This window comes from Allobosea sp., from assembly GCF_035999205.1.
In the GTDB taxonomy this organism is placed as follows: domain Bacteria; phylum Pseudomonadota; class Alphaproteobacteria; order Rhizobiales; family Beijerinckiaceae; genus Allobosea.
On sequence record NZ_DASYHA010000024.1, the window covers coordinates 123,313 to 140,424 of the forward strand.

A 17,112-nucleotide genomic window follows, 5' to 3' on the forward strand; every position below is an offset into this window, starting at 1 on the left:
TCGGAGCCGCGTGCTGCGGCAGGACAGGATTGTGCCGCTCGGCCTGCCGCACGGTCCCTTTGATCCAGCGGTGCAACCCGACAGCGTCCTGGAGCAATACGGCTTGCCGACGCCCAATGCCATGCCCACAAACCCGAAGGCGGCTGCGTTCCGACGGGAATTTCTGCAACCGCGTCGCGATGGCCCGCCCTTGCGTTTCGCCCCGGCGCTGGCGAGTCCGGAGTTTGCCGCGGACGCCACGGTGATCACGCGCACAGCCCCGACGGGCCAGCCGGCACAGAAGAGCGTCAACTGGTCCGGGGCCTATCAGTCGCCCCGCGATGGCCATCGCTTCGTCTCGGTGATGGCCGAATGGAAGGTGCCCAGCGTGTCGGTTCCGCCGGGTCGCGCCGAACCGGAGTTTCACAGCTCGACGTGGATCGGGCTCGACGGCCAGAAGCTCTATCTGGATTCGTCGCTGCCCCAGATCGGCACGAAGCAGCGTTGTGGACCCGGACTGGCCGGACAGCCGGAATACTACGCGTGGTTCCAGTGGTGGGCACGGGGCCAGGATACCGAGGAAGAACCGCTCGAGCTGCCCGTGGCGCCCGGCGACAGGATCAGCGCCATCCTGACGGTAGCCGACGCGTACTCCGTCATCTGCAACCTGAAGAACATCACGCAGGATGTCATCCTGGAGGCCTTCAAAGCCTGGGCTCCCTCACCCTGCCGCATCAGCGGCGCCACGGCCGAATGGATCATGGAACGTCCGAGCCCTCCGGTGTCTGACGGCTGGGAAGCCTATCCCCTGCCCGTCTACACGCCCTTCGCCTTCACCAGCTGCATCGCCGAAACCCGGCCCGTGGGAAGTACCGCCCTGCATGATCGCGACCTGGAAGGCGCACGGCTGATCCGCATGTACGAGATCATCGCCAACCCGCCCGGTACCCGCACGGTCTCGACCGCTCGCCGCGTCCTCCTGCCCGAGCAGAAGCTGGAGTTGTCTCACGTCGCGTCGTAGCCCGCCGCGCCCGTCGCTGAACGGTCGTCGGTCAGCGCTCAGACGTGCTGCTGCGGCGATCCGGCTGCCCGGTCGTGGCGACATTGTCCCGCAGGCGCCGGACCATCAGCCGCGTCACTGACAACGCCATCTTCGGGAACTCGGCGAGCAGGGCAAGGAAGACATCCTTGCGCAGCTTCAGCGCGTCGATGGCGGAGGTCGCGACGACCGTGGCCGAGCGCGGATCGTCGGTCACAAGACCCATCTCGCCGAGAATGGCGTTCTGGGCGAGGCTCGACACCCGTACCTGGCCGCCATCCCCGGCTTCGATGATGACATCGGCAGTGCCGGCGAGCAGCACATAGGCCGCATCCGATTCATCGCCCTGCCGGAAGAGCACATCGCCTGCTGCAAATGCGACGCGTTCGCCGGTGAAGGCTAGGAGCTTGAGACGCGCCGTGTCGAGGTCGCCGAAGATCGGCACCGATCGCAGCACGCGGATCTCCTCGGTATCGACCGGTGCCGGAGGCTCGGCTTCGGCCTCTGGAGGCGCTGGCCATTCCGCAGCCAACTCCGCCCCGGCTCCGCTTTGCACGGCCGACAGCCTGGCTCCGTCGAATGCTACATGCAGGTCAAAGCCCGGGTCGGATGCGAGATCGCGCCCGGCAACGATCAACGTTCGGCCACTCATGGCCGCCCGGACGCGGTCGAGGGTCTGTCGCGTATCGGCCTGGCCGAAGGCTCCGAAGGCATTGTTGAGTATCAGCAATTGCGGTTGCTTGATGAGGCAGCGCGCTAGGGCGATCTGCACCTTCATCGCCGGAAACAACAGCCGGCCTGCGTAGCCGGCCGGCTGTTCGAGGCCGCAACGATGGATGTCCGCGTCGAGCCCCAGTTCGGCTAGCGTATCGCGTATGATCTCGTCGGCCACGGCCGCGTCATGCGCCACCGAACCGAACAGGACGTTGTCGCGGACAGGCGCTGCCGCGCAGTACTCCAGCGGATCGTAGAAGGCGATCGAATGGGGTGTGTCAGCCGGCACCCGATCATGAAACGCCGACCGGGCCGCAAGGATGCGCTGCTCGAGCGTCAGGTCGAGCAAGCCGAGACGGTGCCGCGGCTCGACATAGAGAAGTGCCAGTCCGATGAGCTGTGCGCGGTCGGCTTCGCTGGCCATTCCGGCTTCCACGCGCCCGAGCAAGTCCCGATATTCCTGGAAGTTCTCGGCTGCGATGAAGGAGTACTGCTCGAACAGCACATGGCCCGGGGCGAGATCGCGAAAGATCTCCAGCATCGTCGCGGCGATGCGCCGCCCGATCGCCAGGAGCGGTTCGGTCAGGCCGAGATCGGCGAGGACGCGGCGCGTCGGACCATGGCTGGCGAGGCTGGCGCCGACCAGCGCCGGATCTGTCGGCACGCCGAAGAGGATGTTCTCGCCGATCGTTGCGTTGCGCGTGTAGCGCTCGGGGTCGTAGGGCTCTATCGCCGCGTCCAAGCCTCGCTCCGCGAGTCTGGCACGGATGCGGGTGCGGATCTCCGAGATCCGAAGCACCACGTCTGACGGTGTTGCACGATCGAGCTTGCCGGCAAGCCCGAAACGGAACACCGCATCGGCCAACCCTGCGACTCTCAGCACGTCGATCAGCTTCCGGTCGAGCTCGGCCTCGTCAGCCGCGTTGGCCCGGCCAGGGTCCACGGACCAGCCCGCCGGGCTCGTCTCGTCCGGCACGACGCGGCGCAGGCCGTACAGGATGTTGTCGCGCAGGCTGCCCTCGAGGATCACCGGCTCGGGGCCGAGATAGGCAATCGCGCGTCCGCGCGCTTCGGGCGACAACAGGGAGAGCGGCCTTCCGGCGATGGTCAACGAGCCGTCGCGGGCGCTCAGGCCGCCACCCAGCAACTGCGCCAGAATGCCGGCCCCCTCGCTCGCGCCACCAGACAGGGCGATGTGCCTTTGCAAGGGCAACGAGAGCGAGACCCGGTCGAGCACGTGATCACCGGCGGGATTCACGACGGTCAATCCGCGCGCCACGATCGGGCCCGCACCGGACAGGCAGGCGGCATCGTCCGCGCCATCGGCGGCGAGCTCGAGCGTCGCCTCGCCGTTCAGCGCGAAATGCTCGACGACTTGCTGGAACTTGGCCTCGACATCCAGCCGCTGCTGGTCCCAGTCGATCAGCTCCTTCACCGGGGACGGCAGGTCGCGATACGCCGCGATGACGGCGACGAGCTGGCCGAGATCGAGGCGGCCGGCCAGGGCGAAATAGCCTCCCACCGCATAGAAGAGGAACGGGGTGATCTGCGCGAGCAGGTTGTTCAGCGCCTTGACCGCGAATTTGCGCCCATAGAGCCGGTAGCGGATCCCGAACAGCGTTTCGAGGCGCCGTGCCACCTGGCTCGTCTCGACGGCGGAGGTGCCGTGGTTGTTCACCTCCGCCATGGTCTCGACGACCTCGCCGATCTTGCCTGCGAAGGCCCGCGAGGCGATCTGGCGCTGACGCCCGAGACGGATTTGTTCGCGCCGGAGGCGTGGGATGACCGCGCCCTGGATCAGGATCATGCCCGCGGCGATCAGGCCGAGCGCGAGGTTCTGCGCGAGGATGAAGGCGAGCGCCGTCAGCGCCTGACCGGCCAGGAAGACCGGTTGCACGAAGGCATCACCGACGAAGCCACCGATCGGCTCGACCTCGTCCTTGATGATGGTCGCCGCCTCGGAGGGCTTGATGCGCTGCAGCGCCTCGGGCTTGAAACGCAGCACGGCCGAGAACAGGTCGAGACGCAGGCGTTGCAGCAGGCGCTCGCCCAGGGCGCCCTTGCGCATGTTGATGACGTATTTGAAGCCGCCATTGATCAGCACGAGCAGCAGGAAAACCCCCGACAGCGCGAACAGATAGGACAGCCTGTCGAGCCAGATGCCGTCGAAGATGGTCCGCGGCCCGCCCAGCACGGCTGGAAAGTTCAGATGCAGGTGAAACAACCGGGCCGTGTCGCGCCCGCCGGCAAAGGCATGCCCCTGCAGTGCATCTGAGATGATGTAGCGGGGAACGTCGAGGGACAGGTAGTAGAACGGCAAAGACAGGACGACGATGCCGATGAGCCTGATCTGCTCGCGGCGGCTGTTGCGCCAGATATAGTCAAAAAACCCGACCATCGCAGCCGCCGCTTCTTGAGTATCGTCGCTCGTCAGATATCCATCCGGGCCGTCGCGCCGGTGCGCTCTGGCCCCCTTCTCGATGTCCTCGCAGGAGCCCCCGCCACGGGCGATCCGCCCCGCACCACCCATCCGCCGGCCCTGCCCGCGGCGCGAACGTGCATCACGGTTGCGCGGGCGGCTGGGCGCAATCGATCATGTCGCGATGTGACCGGGGCGAAAAGCCCTCACGACCACGCCCACGCCCCACCCCGCCCAGCCGTGTCAGCGCCCGGCTGGAGCGAGGCGCTGCTCAGCCGGGCGGGAGAGCCGCGCTGCTCTACCTCGGCTGCGGCAGGACGCGCAGGTAGGGCTTCATCGTCGTCCAGCCCTGGGGGAACTGTTTCTTGGCATCCTCGTCCGAGACCGAGGCCAGGATGATGACGTCATCGCCATCCTTCCAATTCACCGGCGTCGCGACCTTGTGCTTGGCGGTCAACTGCATCGAGTCGATCACGCGCAGAAGTTCGTCGAAGTTGCGGCCGGTGCTCATCGGGTAGGCCAGCGTCAGCTTGATGCGCTTGTCCGGCCCGATGACAAAGACCGTGCGGACCGTCGCATTGTCGGCGGCGGTGCGACCATCGGAGGTGCCTTCGACCTCGGCCGGCAGCATGTTGTAGAGCTTGGAGACGGAGAGTTCGGTGTCGCCGATCATCGGGTAATTCGGTGCGAAGCCCTGGGTCTCGGCGATGTCCTGCGCCCAGCTGGCATGCCGGTCGACCGGGTCGACGCTGAGCCCGATCACCTTGACGCCGCGCCGGTCGAACTCCGGCTTGATCTTGGCCAGGTTGCCGAGTTCGGTCGTGCAGACGGGCGTGAAGTCCTTGGGGTGGGAGAAGAGCACGCACCAGCCCTCCCCGATCCAGTCGTGGAACCGGATCCTTCCTTCGGTCGTCTGGGCCTCGAAATCAGGTGCGATACTGTTGATTTGGAGTGTCATGACCTGTTGTCCCCGCTTGCCGTATCCCTGAACCGTCAGGGCGAACGCAGCGCGGCGTCCGCCGCGCAGAGCTTCATGTGGCAACAAGTCATCGGGCCGCAATAGCTGGTCTCAGCTCTTGCCGGCAGGGCGTTAACGCCGCTTGCCCCTGGGGCCCCGTGCCTCCGGCGTCTTGGCCTTGTTCTCGAGGTCGAGCTTGCGCCAGCGCGCCAGCCGTTCGGGGTCGATGATGCCTTGCTTCACCGCATCCTGCACGGCGCAGCCGGGTTCGTGCTCATGGCTGCAGTCGCGGAAGCGGCAAAGATGAGCGCGCTCGGTGATTTCCGCGAACAGCGTCTCCAGGCCGGATGCCGCATCGCTGACATGGAGGGTGCGCATGCCCGGCGTATCGATCACCCAGCCGCCGCCGGCAATCGCATGCAGCGAGCGCGAGGTCGTGGTGTGGCGGCCCTTGTCGTCACGCGCACGGATGCCTCCGGTCTCCTGCGGTGCGGCGTCGCTCGTGCCGGCCAGAGCGTTCACCAGAGTCGACTTTCCGACGCCCGACGAGCCGACCAGCGCCACTGTCCGGCCTTCCGTGCACCAGGGCGCCAATACCGAAGCCGCATTCGCCTCGCGCGGGTTCACGCTCGCGACCGTCAGATCGCGCTGCAAGGCGGCCGCCTGCTCCCGATACGTCTCGACGTCCTTAACCAGATCGGCCTTGGTCAGCAGGATCACAGGCTCGGCGCCGCTCTCGTTGGCGAGCGCCAGATAGCGCTCCAGCCGCGCCACGTTGAAGTCGGAATTGCAGGAGGTGACGATGAACAGCGTGTCGATATTGGCACCCGCAAGCTGCGGCGTCTTACTGCCCTCGATGCGCCGCGCAAGCACGCTGCGGCGTTCCAGCAGCCGCCGCAGCCGATGCGTACCGGGCTCGACCAGAACCCAGTCGCCGACCGTGTATTCACCGGTATTGGTGTGAACCGCCAGTTCCAGCCGTATGGGGCCTTCCTCGGCGATCGCACTCATCCGGGCGCGATGCACTGTGGCGATGCGGGCCGGCACCAGCCCAGCCTCGTCCGGCTCGCACTGTTCGGCGAAGAAACGCGACCAGCCCAGTGTGGCCAGCGTCAGCGGACTGTCGTCCTGGCGGGGGCCGGTCATGAGCAGCGCCCATCATGCAGCGTCATCGTCATGCTCAGCGATAGAGCGGGGATCGCGCCGGCTGGCAAGCGCTGATGCGCGACCCCAATCAGCCTTCCGGGTCCCACGGGACCATTCGCAGGATGTTACCGCCAAGCTGCGCGAAGGCGCGCTGTCGGCACGAGAAGACGATAATCTGCTGGTTGCTGGCCTGCCGGTGCAGCGCGTCGAACATCCGCTCGATCCGGTCGTCGTCGGAATAGACCAATGCGTCGTCGAGAATGACCGGCGCCGGCTGCCCGTCCTTCGCCAGGAGTCGGGCGAAGGCGAGGCGCGTCAGCACCGCGAGCTGTTCGCGCATGCCGCCGCTGAGCACGCCGACCGGCTCCTCCAGCCCGTTGCGGCTGACGGTCCGGGGCAGCAGCGTCTCCTCGTCGAAGGTCACCGTCGCATCCTCGAAGAGCAGCCCGAGCAGCGGCCGCAGCTCGCCCATGACCGGCGCGAAATAGTGGTCCCGCGCCTCGGTCCGAGCCGCTTCGAGCGCATCACGCAGACGCGTCAGCAGCGCGACCTCGCGTTCCAGCCCCGCGACACGCTGCCGGGCTGCCGTCAGCTTGTCACCTGTCTCCTGCCAAGCCTCCTCCACGGCGGTATCCGCGCGGGCACGGATCTGTCCGTTGAGGCCCGCGGTCTCCTCGCGCAGCTTGGCGATCTCGGCTGCCGCGCCATCGACGACCGAGCGCATCCGGCGGAGCTTCGCCTCGGCTCCGGCCAAATCCGTGGCTCCGGCGCGCAGGACCTCAAGCTGGTCCTGCGCTCCTGCGAACCCCTGCTCGGCTTGCGCCAGATCCGCCGCCAGCGCCGTCTCCCGCCCCGCGCGCTCAGGCTCCGGCCCAAGCGTCGCGGCGAGTGCACCGAGTTCCGTGGTGACGCTCGCCAGTACCCGCTCCGCCTCGACGACGGCGGCATGGGCGGCGTCGCGCTGCGTTTGGGCCGCCCTGACCGCGCCGCGCGAGGTGATGACCTGCGCTTCCGCCTGAGCCAATGCGTTGCGAGCCAGCTCTGGGTCGCCCTTGGCTTCGCCCGCGCCTGCACTCTGGCTCTCGAGCCGCGCGACCTGTTCCTGGAGCGCCGGCAGACCATCCGGCGCCAGCAAGGCCAGGCTCTGTCGGGCAAGGCCGAACTGGACGTTCAGTTCGGCGAGCGTCGCCTCGCGTCGGCGCGCCTCGGCCAGGCTCTCAACGCCGAGACTGGACAGAATGGCAGCGCGCCGGGCCTCAGCGCGGGCGAGGTCATCATGCCCGTCCCGCCCCTGCGGCAAGGTCAGCGTCAGCCGGCCGACGCCATCGATCTCCAGCGCGGTGCTGCGCACCAGAGCGCGCTCCTCGCCGTCAGCCAGCGCCACACCGTCTATCGCGAGCGCGCCAGCTGCGCCCTCGCGATAGACGACCCGCAGAAGGGGCACCTGCGCTGCGATCACCGCCCGCAGCCCGACGAGTTCGGTCTCGACGGCTTCGAGCTGCTTCACCGCTCCGGCCGGCAGTGCCCGCGCCTTCAGTTCGGCCTGGATCGTCTCGACCTCGGCCCGGCCGCTCTCGGCCCTCGCCTGCACCTGCTTCACGCCGGCGAGCTGCTCCGCGGCATCGCGCGCCCGCAAGGCCCGTTCGAGACGGCTCAGCAGGTCGCGCGCCTCACGTTCCGCGCGCTCGGCCCGCTCGACAGCCGCCACGGCTTCCTGACCGGCAGCACTGGCGCCGCACTGACGCTCCAGCGCCTCGTCCCGCTTGCGGCCGCCCTCGGCCTCGCGCTCGCGCAGCGCGGAACAGCGCGCCAGGTTCTGCCGGTAGCTGTCGAGGCCCTGCCGGGCGGCGTCGCGACGGCTGCGCGCCAGCGCCGTCTCGACCTCGGCCGTCTTCAACGCCTCGCCCTGCGCCCTGGCGGTCGCGAAGGCGGCCTCGGCATGGGCCAACTCCTGCAGACGCACGGCCTGCTGCTCCGGATGTTCAAGCTCGGACAGGCGGGCGCGCAGGGCGCGGCGCCGGTCGAGCGCCGCGCGGAGCTCCTTGACGTCCAAGGCCAGCCGGCGCTCGGCCTCGACCAACCGGTCACGCTCCTCGATCGCCTGTGCATAGGGGCCGCCGGCCTTGGGCCGCCCCGTCGCCGTCACTAGGCGTGACAATTCCTCCTCGCAAGCTGCCACAGCCTGCGCCATCCGGCGTCCCCCGGTCAGCGACTCGACCTCACCCTGGACGGAGGTCAGGACGGATTCCCGGGCGCGCTTCTCGCCCTCCTCGTCGCTCTTGGCGCGCCGCTCGATCCCGGTGATGCCCTGCCGCACCCAGAGCAGCCCTGCCGGCCCCGTCGTGCCGCCTTGAACGAGATTGGCGATGAAGCGCTCGGCTTCGTCCGCCTGCGCGACGAGGCGCCCGGAGCCGGTCTCCCGCACCATCGCGCGCCGGCCGCCATAGAACTGCTTCGTCAGACGGAAGGAACCGTCTCCGGTCTGGATATCGGCCTCGATCAGCGGATTGCCGCCGCTATAGGGCCGCAGACCCTGCACCGCGCCGGGCGTGCCGGTGTGGGGCTGGAAGAACAAGGCGTGCAGTGCGTCGAAACAGGTCGATTTTCCGAATTCGTTGACGGCGCAGAGCACGTTGACGCCGTCGCCGATGCCTTCGACGGCGATGCCACGCGCGGCGAAGCGGCGGACATTTTGGAGACGCAGCGCTGTCAGCTTCATGAGGTCATGGCCTCGCAATAGCTGAACAGCCTGACCAGCGCGTCACGCGCAGCCTGACGCTCGCTGCCAGGGCGGCTCTCGTCGAGGCTCTCGGCGAAGAGCCGGTCGGCGGCCTGGCGCAGCGCCCCGGCGCGGTCGATGGCGTCGAGATCCTCGCTGTCGCAATCGGTCGCCAGAGCATCCGCGTCGAGCGCAAGATGCGCGAATTCCGGCGCCACGGCCGCGACCGCCGCATCGAGAGCGGCGCGAGCCTGTGGCCGCAGCCGCCCCGCGGCCTCGACCTTCAACAGGATTTGCCGGCGGATGCTGCCAGAGGGCAGTCGCTCGCCCAGCAGCGCCGCAGCGTCGTCGCCGGAAAGCAGCTTCAACGGCAGCATCCTCCAGTCGAAGCTGCCGGTCTCGACTGAAGTGACCTCGGGCACGGCACCAGGCCCCGCGAGCGAGACCAGCAGCGCCCGCCCCGGGCCCTCGTGCTTGAAGCGATCCTGCTCCGGCGCGCCGCTGTACCAGCTGCGCGCATTGATCTGCATCTGGCCGTGCCAGTCGCCGAGCGCGAGATAGTCGAGCCCCGAACGCGTGGCGCGATCCGGCGCGATGACCTCGAGCCCGACGCCGTCCTCCGAGAAACTCTGGATCGCGCCGTGGGCGAGCCCGATCCGCAGCGCGCCTTCGGGCGTCGCAGCCCGGTCCATCCAGTCGGTCAGGTCGCGACCGGGCCGTCGCGTCGTGCAGGGCGCGGGCAGAATCGCGACACCGGCTTCCAGCGCGAACGGTTCAGGCTCCATTGCGAGGACGACATTGGCGGGCAACGCTGCGCGTGCCGCAGCCCACAGCTCGTCCGCCAGCAGGGAGTCATGGTTCCCTGGCAGCACGACCCAGCGAAGCGGAGCATGGCCCGCCATGGCAGCGAGGGCTTGGCGGAGCATCGCCGGGCTCGGCGTTTCAGTGTCGAAGCAGTCTCCAGCCAGCAGGATCGTGCCCGCACCGCCCTCGCGCGCCCGCGCCGCCAAACGGTCGATCACGGTGTGTCGTGCATCACGGAGCCGGCCGCGCAGCTCCTCCGGCATCGTGCCGAAGCGCTTGCCGATATGCAGGTCCGAACTGTGCAGGAAACGGAACATCGGGCCTCGTGAAGCGGCGAACGACGAATCCGCCCTCTCTTTCATCGGGACAGAGCAGGCTTTTGTCGAGATGCAGCTGTAACGCGGCGGCGTGCTGCACGGTGATGCCACAGCGCGCCATGCGTCGGACACACCGCCCCGGTCGGCGCGAAGCTATCGACCGCGCGATGTGCTCCCGGTAAGCCTCGATACGACGGGTCGTGCCGCGGCCCCACAGGAACGATGGCATGAACCAGGTCGACACTGCCGACACGCTTCGCGACGACGGCTTCCTCCCCCACACCTCGCACTGGGGCGTCTTCTCCGCCCGCATGAAGGATGGCGAGCTCGAGGTCCGGCCGCATGGGGGCGATCCCGACCCGAACGGCATCATCGACAATTTCCCGGCCGCGCTGCGCCACCGCGCGCGCATCGCTCAGCCGATGGTGCGCCGCGGCTGGTTGGAAAACGGCCCTGGCCCGGACGAGCGGCGCGGCCGCGACGAATTCGTCCCTGTGTCCTGGGAGAAGGCCCTTGACCTGCTCGGCGGCGAGTTGAAGCGAATCCGCGACGACGCCGGCCCGGGCGCCATCTTCGGCGGTTCCTATGGCTGGGCCAGCGCCGGGCGCTTCCACCACGCCCAGAGCCAGATCCACCGCTTCCTGAACGTCGCCTGCGGTGGCTACGTCAAATCGGTCAACAGCTACTCCTCCGGCTCGTCGCAGGTGCTGGTGCCGCACATCATCGGCGAGTACGAGGATCTGACCAAGCGCAACGTCTCCTGGGAGCAGATCGCCGAGCACAGCGAGATCGTGCTCGCCTTCGGCGGCATGGCGCTGAAGAACTCGATGGTTGCTGGCGGCAGCGTCAGCAAGCATGTCGAGCGCGGCGCGATGCGGCGCGCCGCCGAGCGCGGCTGCGAGTTCGTGCTGGTCGGGCCCCTGCGCTCGGACCTGCCCGAGGAAGCGAAGGCCGAATGGCTCTCCTGCATTCCCGGCAGCGACACCGCGCTGATGATGGGCATCGTCCATACCCTCGTCGTCGAGGGCAAGCATGACCGCGCCTTCCTGGATCGCTACACGGTCGGTTGGCCTGTCTTCGAGCGCTACCTGCTTGGCGAGACCGACGGCCAGCCGAAGGACGCCGCCTGGGCCGCGGGACTCACCGGCGTCACGGCCGAAGAGATCGTCGCCCTCGCGCATCGCCTCCATGGCAAGCGCGCGCTAGTCGTCGTGGCGCATGCGTTGCAGCGCGCCGAGCATGGCGAGCAGCCGGTCTGGATGGGCATGGTGCTGGCGGCTGCGCTCGGACAGATTGGCCTTCCCGGCGGTGGCTATGGCTATGCCCTCGGCGCGATCGCCTATTACGGCCGCCGTTTCAATGCCGTGCCGGTGCCCACCTTCTCGCAAGGGAAGAACCGCGTCACCGACTACATCCCGGTCGCGCGCATTTCCGACATGCTGCTCAATCCCGGCGAGACCTATCGCTACAACGGCCAGACCCGGACCTATCCGAAGATCAAGCTGGTCTACTGGGCCGGCGGCAATCCGTTCCACCATCATCAGGACCTGAACCGCCTGCGGCAGGCCTTCGCCAAGCTGGACACGCTCGTCGTGCACGAACTCGCCTGGACAGCGACCGCGCGCCACGCCGACATCGTCCTGCCCTGCACGATGACGCTCGAGCGCGAGGACATCGGCGGCAGCTCGAACGACCCGCTGCTGGTGCCGATGCATCCGGTCGTGCCGCCCCATGGCGAGGCCCGCGACGACTACGAAATCTTTGCTGATCTCGCAGAACGTCTTGGCGCGCGCGAAGCCTTCACCGAGGGCCGCAGTGTGCGCGAATGGCTCGAATATCTCTGGGAGCCGACCCGCGAAGGGCTCGCCGCCAAGGGACTGCCGGCTCCGAGCTTCGCCGAGTTCTGGGCCAGCGAGGGCTATATCGTTCCGCAGCAGCCCGATGATGGCGGCCGCCTGCGCGCCTTCCGCGACGATCCCGAAGGAAAGCCGCTGCTGACGCCGAGCGGCAAGCTGGAGATCTTCAGCGAGACGATCGCGAGCTTTGGCGAGGCCGACTGCCCCGGCCATCCGACCTGGCTCGGCCCGACCAACGTGCCCGATCCCGCGACGCCCTATGTCCTGGTCGCCAATCAGCCGCGCACCCGCCTGCACAGCCAGTTCGATTTCGGCGGCCATAGCGGCGGCGCGAAGCATCGCGGCCGCGAGGTGGCCCGGATGCATCCGGAGGATGCCGCCGCGCGCGGCATCTCCGACGGCGACATCATCCGCCTGCATAACGAGCGCGGCGCCTGCCTGGCCGGCGTGGTGCTGACCGACGGCATCCGTCGCGGCGTGATCCAGCTGCCCACGGGCGCCTGGTACGATCCCGTCGATCCCAGCGAGGACAAGCCACTCTGCGTGCATGGGAACCCGAACGTGCTGACGCGGGACATCGGCACCTCGGCCCTGGCGCAGGGCTGCACCGGCCAGCTCACGACGGTCCAGGTCGAGCGCTTCGACGGCAACCTGCCGCCGATCAACGCCTTCGAGCCGCCGCAGGCAGCCTGACGACAACCCGGCTGCGGCGGCGATCGCCGCAGCCGGCGAAAGCGCTGGATCGACACAGCCGCGATCGACAGGCGTCCCGAAACGGGACGTTTCCGCTTCCGCCTCCCCTGCGACGGGCTCGGCAAGAGCGACGAGCGAGTCCCGCCAGGGCGAGTTCATCCGCGGATAAAATCCGTCGCACAATCAAATAATTAGAGAGCTTTCTGCGCGCGGAATGTCAGCCCGGCGGCCGAGGGCGGCTGCGCCGGAGGCGGGCACCGATCGGGGACGAGCCGGCGGCACACGCCTTGCTGCCTCGAGCTGCGTCGGGGATGCGATCAACCGGCAAGACGCATCTCGGCGACCAGGTGAAACGCGCAGGAAGGACCGGCTCTAGATGGTTGTCGTGATCCAGTACCTCCGAGGCCTCGCTGCGCTGCTGGTCGTCTACACCCATCTCGATACTCAGATCCTGAGGCTGTTGGTGGATGACGGCCTGCCCTATGCCTCGATCGGGAACTGGGGCGTCGACATCTTCTTCGTCATCAGCGGCTTCATCATGTATGTCGCCGCCATCGAGATCGATTCCAGACCGGGCGAGTTCCTGCTGCGCCGCGCCATCCGGATCGTTCCGCTCTACTGGGCACTGACGGCGCTGATCGTCGCCATTGCCGTCGTCGCGCCCTCGTTGCTCTCCAGCACGCGCCTCGACGCGAGCCATGTGCTGGCATCGCTGCTGTTCCTGCCATGGCCCAATCCGGCCTTTGACGGTCACTGGCCGGTGCTGATCCCCGGCTGGACGCTGAACTACGAGATGTACTTCTACGCGGCGGTGGCGCTCGGCCTTCTGGCGCCGCGGCGGTACAGGGTCTTCCTGACCTCGGCGATCGTGCTGGGCGTTCTCGTCACGGTCCAGGGCGCGCAGGCGGCGGGGCCCGTCGCCTTCTATGGCAACGACATCGTCATCGAGTTCCTGTTGGGCCTAATAGCGGGCTACCTGTTCACCAGGGCGCGGCCTCTCGGCGTGCCCATCGGCCTGGCCCTGATCGGGCTGTCCGTCTGTTCGGTCATTGCGATGGCCGATCTGGCGCCCGTGCCGAGGTCCGTCGCCTCCGGCATCCCCGCGCTGATGCTCGTACTCGGCAGCCTTCAGCTGGAAACACTGGCCAGGCGCTCCCCCTTCCGGCCCGCCCTCTTTCTCGGCGACATCTCCTATTCGCTGTACCTGACGCATGTCATCGCCCTGCCGATGGTCACGGCCATCTTCATCCGCCTCGATGCCCGGTACGGCCTCGATACAGCTGCCGCCTACCCGCTCGTCGCAGCACTATGGGCCCTCCTCGTCGCAGCACTCGTCTATCTGGCGATCGAAAAGCCGCTGACGCGAAGACTGCGCGTTGCAGCCGGCGAGCGGCCCGCGCCCGTGCGCGCCCCAACTCTGTACCCCGGCCGAAGTTGACCGAATTCCCCAGCGACGTCTCCCGATCGTTAAAGCAACGGCCAGCATCTCAGGTGACGCCGGAAGCAGACCGTTAGCGATGTTCTACGGCTCTGCTGGATGCGTTTCCGGCTCCATGCAATCACCCCCGCAAACGGACCAGGAGGCCGCATGTCGGCTATCGAAAAACGTCCTATGACTGCCAAATCGGAGCCGACGACGACGATCGGTGGCTTGCCGATCACGGCTCTGGGCAAGAAGGAGTCGGCGCGTCTGCTGGTCGACACCGCACTGCAGGCGCGCGGCCAGGGACAGCGGCCGTACTATTCCACATCGGCGAACGGGCAAGTCATCGCGCTCGCGCGAAACGATGCTGCCTTCCGTGAGCTGCTGACACAGGCTGACCAGATCCATCCGGATGGGATGCCCATGGTCATCCTGTCCGGCGTCGTGTCGCAAATCCCGCTACGCGAGCGCGTCGCAACCACAGATCTAATCCATGACGTCGCGAGCTTGTCGGAGGTCGACGGCGTGAGCTTCTACTTCCTCGGGGGGACCGCGGAGGTCAACAACGCCGCCGTCGAGCGCATGAAGCAGACCTATCCGAAGCTCGTCGTCGCGGGCGCACGATCAGGATACTTCACGCCGGAGGAAGAGGCGGGCGTCGTCGACGAGATCGCTCGCCTGCGGCCGGACATCCTGTGGATCGGTCTGGGCGTTCCGCTCGAACAGCGCTTCGTCGCCCGCAATATCGACCGCTTGAAGGGCGTCGGTGTCATCAAGACCTCCGGCGGCCTCTTCGATTTCCTCTCCGGGCGGAATTCCCGCGCGCCACAGTGGATGCAAGCTGCCGGGCTCGAATGGGTCTATCGCATCATGCTCGAGCCGCGCCGGCTTCTGGGCCGCTATCTCACGACGAACTTCGTGGCGATGTGGCAGATCATGAGGCATTCGCGATAGCCGGGCAGACGCGCCCCGGCACCAAGACCTGCGCAGGCCGCGAGCCTGTTGGTTGGCCGGCGCTAGATCGTGTTCGTGATCGTCCGCCACATCCCGTCGATCTCGGTCTGAAGATCGATCCGCTCCGGCGGAGTGGCGGTGGCACTGGCAACCGCGTCGGCGACGGTTTCCGGATTCGCGTCAGTCGGCACCAACCGGACGGCGCGGGCGTCGATCAGTTTCTGATAGAGGCCATGGTGGCGCAGCGCATCGGCTCGGACCGGCGCATTGACCACGACGGGCTTGCCGAAAAGGGCTGCCGCCAGCACGCTCGCCCGCCGCGAGGTCAGACCTTCCGAAAAGACGTAGCAAAAGACATCGACGGGTTCGAACATGGCGAAGAGCTCGGCGTCGTTCTTCACATATCCGGTGACGAGTACCCGATCGGTGAGCCCGGCCGCTTCCGCGAGCCGGGCGAATTCCGCCTCGACATTGTCCATACCCTTGATGAACGAGCCGATGAAGACGACGAAGACGTCGTTGCCCCGCGCGATGAGCCTCTCGGCGACCTGCAGGACCGCCGTCGACTGCTTCTTGGGATAGATCGATCCGAACTGCCCCAGAACAACACGACCCAGGCGGCGCTGCTCGTGAAGCAGCGCGCTCACTGGAGACGCGTGCAATTCCGGCGGCGGCAGGAGGTTCGGCGGGATCGGGATCAGCCTGCGGTCCGCCGTTGCCACCCTCGACAACGGGCTCCGGCCGAACTCGTCCGCAATCTCGGGGGCAGAGAAAATGATGCGCGTGGCCAGGGCCAGGACCGGCGCAAGCACGACCCTGCGCTTCCAGTCGAGCGCTTGCCACTCGTGGAGGACGACGACGACCTCCTTTCGCTTGAACCGGGCCGCCAGGGGGATCAGTACCGGCCGGACGAGTTCCTTCTTCCAGGCGACGACCGGGAAGTTGAGCAGGACGCCATCGAATTGGCGGAGGCGCTCAAGGAACCCCGCGATGCCGTCTCCAAGGACCCAGGTCCCGCCTCGGTCGGCGAGCCGCCGCGCCAGTTGCCTCGCGAACTCCTCGACGCCGCAGGTCTCGGACGCACGCGACAGGAGGACGAGATAGCGCTTCGACATTTCGGATCGGCTGAAGTCCAACGATGATGCAACGTCAAGTTAGGATTGCGACGTTAACAGATCATCCAGCGAAATGGGGCGATGGGGCGTTTGGCCCTGCAAGGGACGGGGCATGAGCGGCAATATCTCCGTGGTAACGCCGAGCTATGTTGGCGATTTCGAGCGCTGCCGATTGCTGTGCGACTCGATGGACCGGTTTTGCACGGGGTTTGCCAGGCATTGCATCGTCGTGGACGACGAGGACTATGCCCTTTTCTCGCTGCTTGCCGGGCCCAAGCGCGACGTGATCGCGACATCGGCGCTGTTCCCTCCATTCTGGCCGGTCGGGCGGTGGCGCGGGCGTCAGTATCGCTGGCGGCCCGGGCTCGGCCTTCCTGTCTATGGCTGGCATCTCCAGCAGTTGCGGAAGATCGCCGTCACTCTCGCCCAGCAGAGCGACCGCGTCCTGTGCGTCGACTCCGACATCTGCTTTTGCCGCCCCGCCGATCTTTCGGGGCTCGGCGCATCCGAGCTTGTACCGCATTTCATCCGCCCGGCCGGGCTCACCGCGGATCTGGTGCGCCATGTGCGATGGCGGGAGAATGCCTATCGGAGCCTCGGCCTCGCCCCCTCGCCACTGCCTGGAGACGACTTCATCGGGCCGATGATCACCTGGGAGCGCGAAACCGTCAGGGCCATGGTCGATCGCATCGAGACCGCCAACGGCCGCCCCTGGTGGCAGGTGCTGGCGCGTCAGCGTCATTTCTCCGAGTATCTGATCTATGGCATCGCAGTCGCGAGCGACCCGGCGCTCGCGCAGAGGCATGAGCGCGTCGAAACCTCGCCTTGCCTGACCTACTGGACCGGCCCCCAGCTCGATGAGAGTGGCATCAAACAGCTTATCGCGGAGTTGCGGCCGGACCAGTACGGGCTAACGATCCAGTCGCACACGCAGACGCCCGTCGAAACGATCCGTTCGGCGATCATGACCGGCTGA

Annotated in this window: 11 protein-coding genes; 5 read left to right on the plus strand and 6 right to left on the minus strand. The window is 67.4% G+C overall.

What is annotated here, in order from left to right:
- Window positions 1-10 precede the first annotated feature (10 nt).
- The gene (locus VGN82_RS13240) at window positions 11-1,000 is read left to right on the plus strand and encodes a G1 family glutamic endopeptidase (RefSeq protein WP_327527487.1); all 990 of its coding nucleotides are present in this window, start codon (window positions 11-13) and stop codon (window positions 998-1,000) included.
- A gap of 31 nt (window positions 1,001-1,031) precedes the next feature.
- Here the strand turns inward: VGN82_RS13240 and VGN82_RS13245 are convergent, their stop codons facing one another.
- The 5 genes from VGN82_RS13245 to VGN82_RS13265 all read right to left on the minus strand — a co-directional run bounded on the left by VGN82_RS13245 (window position 1,032) and on the right by VGN82_RS13265 (window position 10,095).
- Window positions 1,032-4,130 (minus strand): cyclic nucleotide-binding domain-containing protein, encoded by a 3,099-nt coding sequence (locus VGN82_RS13245; RefSeq protein WP_327527488.1) that lies wholly within the window; start codon window positions 4,128-4,130, stop codon window positions 1,032-1,034.
- Between the two features lie 319 nt (window positions 4,131-4,449).
- A complete protein-coding gene (locus tag VGN82_RS13250; RefSeq protein ID WP_327527489.1) occupies window positions 4,450-5,109 on the minus strand; it encodes a peroxiredoxin in 660 nt (219 codons plus the stop codon).
- A 132-nt stretch (window positions 5,110-5,241) separates the two neighbouring features.
- Window positions 5,242-6,255, minus strand: coding sequence for a ribosome small subunit-dependent GTPase A (gene rsgA / locus VGN82_RS13255; RefSeq protein WP_327527490.1), 1,014 nt, complete (start codon window positions 6,253-6,255; stop codon window positions 5,242-5,244).
- Window positions 6,256-6,343: 88 nt separating this feature from the next.
- Window positions 6,344-8,974: an AAA family ATPase gene (locus VGN82_RS13260; RefSeq protein ID WP_327527491.1), complete on the minus strand. Its 2,631-nt coding sequence runs from the start codon at window positions 8,972-8,974 to the stop codon at window positions 6,344-6,346.
- Complete coding sequence (locus VGN82_RS13265; RefSeq protein WP_327527492.1) at window positions 8,971-10,095, minus strand: metallophosphoesterase family protein; 1,125 nt, start codon at window positions 10,093-10,095, stop codon at window positions 8,971-8,973. Before VGN82_RS13265 ends, VGN82_RS13260 begins: the two co-directional genes overlap by 4 nt.
- Before the next feature lie 227 nt (window positions 10,096-10,322).
- Here VGN82_RS13265 and VGN82_RS13270 point away from each other — a divergent pair, with 227 nt between their 5' ends.
- The 3 genes from VGN82_RS13270 (at window position 10,323) to VGN82_RS13280 (ending at window position 15,021) form a co-directional block, all read left to right on the plus strand.
- Complete coding sequence (locus VGN82_RS13270) at window positions 10,323-12,644, plus strand: molybdopterin guanine dinucleotide-containing S/N-oxide reductase (protein ID WP_327527493.1); 2,322 nt, start codon at window positions 10,323-10,325, stop codon at window positions 12,642-12,644.
- 376 nt (window positions 12,645-13,020) lie between these two features.
- The gene (locus VGN82_RS13275; RefSeq protein ID WP_327527494.1) at window positions 13,021-14,082 is read left to right on the plus strand and encodes an acyltransferase family protein; all 1,062 of its coding nucleotides are present in this window, start codon (window positions 13,021-13,023) and stop codon (window positions 14,080-14,082) included.
- Window positions 14,083-14,256: 174 nt separating this feature from the next.
- Window positions 14,257-15,021: a WecB/TagA/CpsF family glycosyltransferase gene (locus tag VGN82_RS13280; RefSeq protein WP_327527495.1), complete on the plus strand. Its 765-nt coding sequence runs from the start codon at window positions 14,257-14,259 to the stop codon at window positions 15,019-15,021.
- A gap of 62 nt (window positions 15,022-15,083) precedes the next feature.
- On the opposite strand, the gene VGN82_RS13285 is transcribed toward VGN82_RS13280, so the two are convergent.
- On the minus strand, window positions 15,084-16,136 hold the full coding sequence (locus VGN82_RS13285) for a glycosyltransferase (RefSeq protein ID WP_327527496.1): 1,053 nt from the start codon (window positions 16,134-16,136) through the stop codon (window positions 15,084-15,086).
- Window positions 16,137-16,248: 112 nt separating this feature from the next.
- Between VGN82_RS13285 and VGN82_RS13290 the strand changes: the two genes are divergently transcribed.
- Window positions 16,249-17,112 (plus strand): DUF6492 family protein, encoded by an 864-nt coding sequence (locus tag VGN82_RS13290; RefSeq protein ID WP_327527497.1) that lies wholly within the window; start codon window positions 16,249-16,251, stop codon window positions 17,110-17,112.